The sequence below is a fragment of the bacterium genome (assembly GCA_027622355.1).
GTDB lineage: Bacteria > UBA8248 > UBA8248 > UBA8248 > UBA8248 > JAQBZT01.
Genome location: JAQBZT010000218.1, coordinates 1 through 4,992, shown reverse-complemented (window position 1 = coordinate 4,992; position 4,992 = coordinate 1). Strand labels below are relative to the sequence as shown.

The following is a 4,992-nucleotide window of genomic DNA, read 5'->3' as shown; positions in this document are numbered from 1 at the left end:
TATTGTACATCACTGATTTTAGGGGGATATCACAAAAGTATACGCATAGCGGGTTGGGGATTTTTGGTTTCTTGGGGCGGTAAAATGGAGCTTTTTCGAGGCGTTTGGCCTTGTGGATTTTTCTCTGCCAAAACCCCCATTTTTACGCAAAGGCCTTATAGGCGATTTTGAGGTAGCCGTCATCTGGCAGTGGGTTTCTTCTCTTGCGAGGGGCGGTTGTTTTCTTGAAAATATTTGATTTTTAATGAGTTGTAGGTAATTTTCCCTGTAATCGAGAGGGCGGAGCTGTATCTGTAGCCCTCGTTTTTGCTCTCCCACCGACGATCTTTCTTCCCCGGATAGACCCGAAACCGTGAAAAAATAAAAAATCCGCGAGGGGCATATCATGGAGGAAATGTCCCAGGCCGGGGGGGTTGCCACCCAGCGGGATCTGGCCAAGCGCCTGAACTTCTCGCTGGGGTTGGTCAATAGTTTTATCCGCCGGATCGTCCGGAAAGGTTACTTCAAGGTGGCTACGATCCCTGGGGGACGGCTGCGCTATCTGTTGACCCCCAACGGGATCATGGAAAAATCGCGCCTGACCATGGAATATCTCAACTATTCCATGAGCTACTATCGAAGGGTCCGAGCCTCCCTAAGGCAGCTGGCCAATGATTTCCAGAATAAGCAGGTAAAGTGTGTCTACCTGTTGGGGACGGGGGAGTTGGCCGAGTTGTTCTTGCTGAGCATGCAGGAGGCGGAGATTGAGATCCTGGGGGTGTTCTCGCTGGACGGTGCAGGCAGCCGATTCTTCGGCTACCCGGTGCGTCCGTTGTCGGCGCTCTCGGAGAAGAAAGACTGCTTCATTTGCCTGATGGAGCTCGATGACATCGAAAAGTATCTCGATGTGCTCGATGGACTGAACATCAACCGCGAACGGGTGGTTGTGGGGCCCGGCCTGTGAGCGATTTTCAAGAAGGGCGCCCATCGTCCGCGCCGGGGGGGCGCTTTCTGGCGACGACCGCGCTGAGGGATTTCTGGCGGGAGGAGTGTCCGATCGTCCTGCTGGGGGAGTGGTGCCGGGAACACGGGGCTGCCGGGCGCGCGGATCAGGACAAGTATCCTGTATTGCCCTATCCGCTTGCACGCCCCGATCGGAAAAGGGCGGCCATTCGTTATTGTCGAGGCCTCTTGGAAGATGCCCTCCCTTCCATCGCCGGGTTTCTCAACCGCGTTCACGGGGAAAATCGCAGTGCCCGCTACTGGCGGATCATTGTCGGTCCCTGGCTGGGTTTTTTCATCGAGATGCTCTACGAGCGCTACCTTTGCCTGCGTGAGGCCATGGAGCATGCGCCGGGATTCGAAACCCTCCTCCTTTCTCAAAAATCATATGTTACGCCCTATGATTACCGCGACTTCCATTTCCTGAATTTGATGGATGGCTACAACCTTCAGATTTACAGCCAGCTGCTTCGTGAAATGGGGTGGAAGCTTCCGGCCCGGGAGTTTGAAATTTCCCGGCCGCCAGAGGTTCATTCCTCTGCCGGGCTGGCGTGGTGGAAATTTTCGCTGAAGCGGATGGGCAGCAAAATACTCGAGCAGGCGGGCAAGGATCGGCCGGCGTTGTTGTGCGACATGCCCTTCGGTTTTAGGGATTTGTGGAAGCTTTGCCGGACCACAGGCTTTTCCGCTTGGCCGATGCTCTTCTTGCGGGAGGAAGAGAAATATTGGGAAAACGAACTCCAGCCGGATCTGCGCCTGAGTCTGAAGGAGGTTTTCCGGTCGGAGAAAGATGTGTTTCCCGCCCTGCTGGCATCGGCGCTCCCCGTAAACTTTCCCTGGCTCTATCTGGAAGGTTATGCCCGGATGTGCGATGCCGTCGCACACTTGCGCGAGGATTCCAGGCGCAAGGTGTTGATCTCGAGTATGGGCTGGAAGAGCAACGAGCGATTCAAGTTTCTCGCCGCCGGTGCGGCGGAGCGCGGCGTGCACCTTGTGGGGGTACAGCACGGCGGCGTCACGGGGCTGAGCGATTATTCCCCCGCGGAAACCTTGGCGGTGGATGTGGTGAACTCTTTTGTTACATGGGGTGCGTACGAAGACAAGGGCGACAAGGAAACTCCGATGCCGGATCCGAAGGTCCAGCGGCTCTATGAGCTTGGCCGGCGGGCGCGGAACGATGTGGAGGGGGAGCTTCTCTTCGTCGCCAATTCGTTCCCGAAATATGCGTCCCGGGGCCTCCGCACTCAACCGATTGCCTCCCAGGTGCCGGGGTATCTGAAATGGTCGCACCTTTTCTTCCAGGCCTTGCCCGGTGAGTTGCGGTCCCAGTTTTGCTACCGCCCGTATCCGGTGGACTACGGCTGGGGCGCGGCGGATTCCTTCCACCGGGAATTCCCGGAGGTTCGGGTAGATGATTTCTCGGAGTCGATTCTGGGGAGGCTGGAGCACTCCCGCCTCGCCGTGATCGATAACCCCCAGACCACCTTCATCGAGGCGTTGATTCTCAATCGCCCTTTTATTCTGTTCTATGACCCCGATATGTGGCTGATGCGCTCCGTCATTGAAGAGCGGCTCGAACCGCTGCGGCAGGTAGGGATTCTCCACCATGACCCGGGCGATGCCGCAAAGTTCGTGGAGCAGGTGGAGGGCGCGCCCCATGTCTGGTGGAGCGGACCAGCCGTGCAGGAGGCGAGGGAGGCGTTTTTGGCTTGGTATGCGCCTGAGGGGTCTGTTTGGCTGGAGAACTGGAAAAGTGTTTTCCGCCTCTGGCTGGAGAAAGGAGGGGCGGGCGCCCATGCGGAGGACTGGGAGATTGCGTCCACCTCTGAGGGCGCTGCATTGTCCGGCAACAAGAGAGAGGGAAGCGCCTGATGGCGGGTTTTGCGATCGATGGCCGCGAGATTGGCGAAGGCCGACCCGCGTATGTGATCGCGGAGATCGGGGCGAACCACAACGGCGACTTCGACACGGCCTGCAAGATGATTCGCGAGGCGAAGCGGGCGGGCGCAGACGCCGTCAAGCTTCAGAGTTTTCTGGCCGATCAACTTGTGACGCGCGATCACCCCGAGTATGAATCGCTGAAGCAAACCGAGATGCCGAGAGCGTGGTATGCGCCCCTGCTGGAAGCTGCCCGGGAGGCGGGGATCACCCTCTTCTCGACCGCAACGAACGAAATCACCCTCGCCTGGATGGAAGAGGACGGCTTCCCCTGCTACAAGATCGCCTCGGGGAACATCACGCACCTCCCCCTCATCCGGAAAGTGGCCAGACTCGGAAAACCTCTGATCGTCTCCACGGGCTCCGCAGGGATGGGCGAGATCGAGCGTGCGGTGGAAACCATCCGGGCGGAGGGCAACGACGCAATCATGCTGCTGCACTGCGTGAGCAACTACCCGGCCGAGCCTGGTGAGATCAACCTGCGCTTCATGAAGACGATGCGCCGCGCGTTTGGCTGTCCGGTCGGCTATTCGGACCACACCATCGGGACGGCGGTTCCCCTTGCGGCCGTGGCGGCGGGCGCGAGCGCCGTCGAAAAGCATTTCACCCTCGATAAGAATGCCGAGGGCGACGACCATGTTCTTTCCCTGGAGCCCGACGAACTGGCCCGGCTCATCGCGGACATCCGGATCGCGGAGGAGGCGCTGGGAAGTGGGGTGAAAGTGATCGGCGAAAAAGAAAAAAAAGGTACTCTGCTAAGCCGACGAACCCTCCACGCAGCCCGCGTTATTCCCGAGGGAACGACAATCACCGAAGAAATGCTTTCCATCTTGCGACCCGCGGATGGCTTGTCTCCGGATATGTTGGACTTCGTGATTGGAAGAGTGGCCAAGCGAAAAATCGAAGAACAAGAACCGATCACTTGGGGTGACTTGTGAATGAGAATCAAATCTAACGATAGGCAGATGCAACGTTATCAGCAAGATTTGGCGACCCATCGCGACGATTACGAGTACGATCGGCAAATCTTCCTGAAGCGGCGGGTGCTTCAAACCTTCGACCGGCTGATGCGAATGTTCGCCGGGAAAGAGCTGGGTGGTAGGTTGCTGGATGCAGGTTCTTTTAAGGATGTTTTCACCCGTGTTTGCGAGGAGAAAGGAATTGAGGCCGTCGCCATTGGGATTGAGCAAGGCGTGAATTTCGAAACCGACAGATTTGACTTGCCGGATGAATCCTTCGATGTTGTATGTGCCACCAGTCTTATCGAACATCTTCACGATCCGACGAATTTCTTCGAGGAGACCTTCCGGGTTCTGGGAAGGAGTGGATGCTTCATCATCGTGACACCCCATTGGCCCTACGCGGCCAAAGAGTTTTATGACGCTTACACCCACGTGCAGCCGTATTCGCACCGTTCGCTCCGGATGGCATTGCGCTCCCACGGCTTCGAGGTCCTGGCGATGGTTCCGTGGATGGTCGAAAAAAGCGATTGGTTCTGGAAGGTTCCTCCACCCTATTCGTTCGCGCTCGCCTCTTGGCTGCCGTTCAGTGGGTTGAATTCCCGCGGATTCATTCCGAATTTCCTTAAGGGCAAGAGCAACTCTCTCTTGGCGCTTGCGAGAAAGCCCGGGTAAATGATCCCGTCTGGAACTCCGGAGAGGAAGCATGGCCGTGAGCGTGGATGCCGGGCCTATCCAAACACGTTGGAGCCGATTGCGAAAATGAGACGCCTGGTCGCCGTCCTGGCCTGCCGGATGGAAAGCAGCCGCCTTTACGCCAAGCCCCTGCAACGGCTTTGCGAGGGAGTGAGCATTCTCGACCAGATTTTGGCGACGCTGTCCCGTTTTCCATGCATCCATCAGGTGGTCCTCGGGATTTCCCGGAAGCCCGGGAACGGAGCGTTCAAGGAACTCGCACAGAGGCGTGCCGCCGGATGGGTATGGGGGGATCCTGACGACGTTCTGGGGCGAGTCATCTCTTGCGGGGAACATGCGGAGGCGACCGATATTTTTCATGTGACATCCGAAAATCCTTTCCTCTGTCACGAGATGGTGGAAGAGGCTTGCGAAAAAC

5 protein-coding genes are annotated in these 4,992 nt (G+C 57.5%); all 5 read left to right on the top strand.

The window, feature by feature from the left end; all coding sequences use genetic code 11:
• The first annotated feature begins 385 nt into the window (after positions 1 to 385).
• Positions 386 to 943: a winged helix-turn-helix transcriptional regulator gene (locus O2807_11795; GenBank protein ID MDA1001180.1), complete on the top strand. Its 558-nt coding sequence runs from the start codon at positions 386 to 388 to the stop codon at positions 941 to 943.
• Positions 940 to 2,853: an LIC12162 family protein gene (locus O2807_11790; GenBank protein MDA1001179.1), complete on the top strand. Its 1,914-nt coding sequence runs from the start codon at positions 940 to 942 to the stop codon at positions 2,851 to 2,853. Before O2807_11795 ends, O2807_11790 begins: the two co-directional genes overlap by 4 nt.
• Positions 2,853 to 3,857: an N-acetylneuraminate synthase family protein gene (locus O2807_11785; protein ID MDA1001178.1), complete on the top strand. Its 1,005-nt coding sequence runs from the start codon at positions 2,853 to 2,855 to the stop codon at positions 3,855 to 3,857. The genes O2807_11790 and O2807_11785 overlap by 1 nt, the downstream gene beginning before the upstream one ends.
• A gap of 27 nt (positions 3,858 to 3,884) precedes the next feature.
• Positions 3,885 to 4,553, top strand: coding sequence for a class I SAM-dependent methyltransferase (locus tag O2807_11780; protein MDA1001177.1), 669 nt, complete (start codon positions 3,885 to 3,887; stop codon positions 4,551 to 4,553).
• A gap of 87 nt (positions 4,554 to 4,640) precedes the next feature.
• Positions 4,641 to 4,992 (top strand): acylneuraminate cytidylyltransferase (locus O2807_11775; protein ID MDA1001176.1); only part of this gene is annotated, 352 nt, incomplete at its 3' end.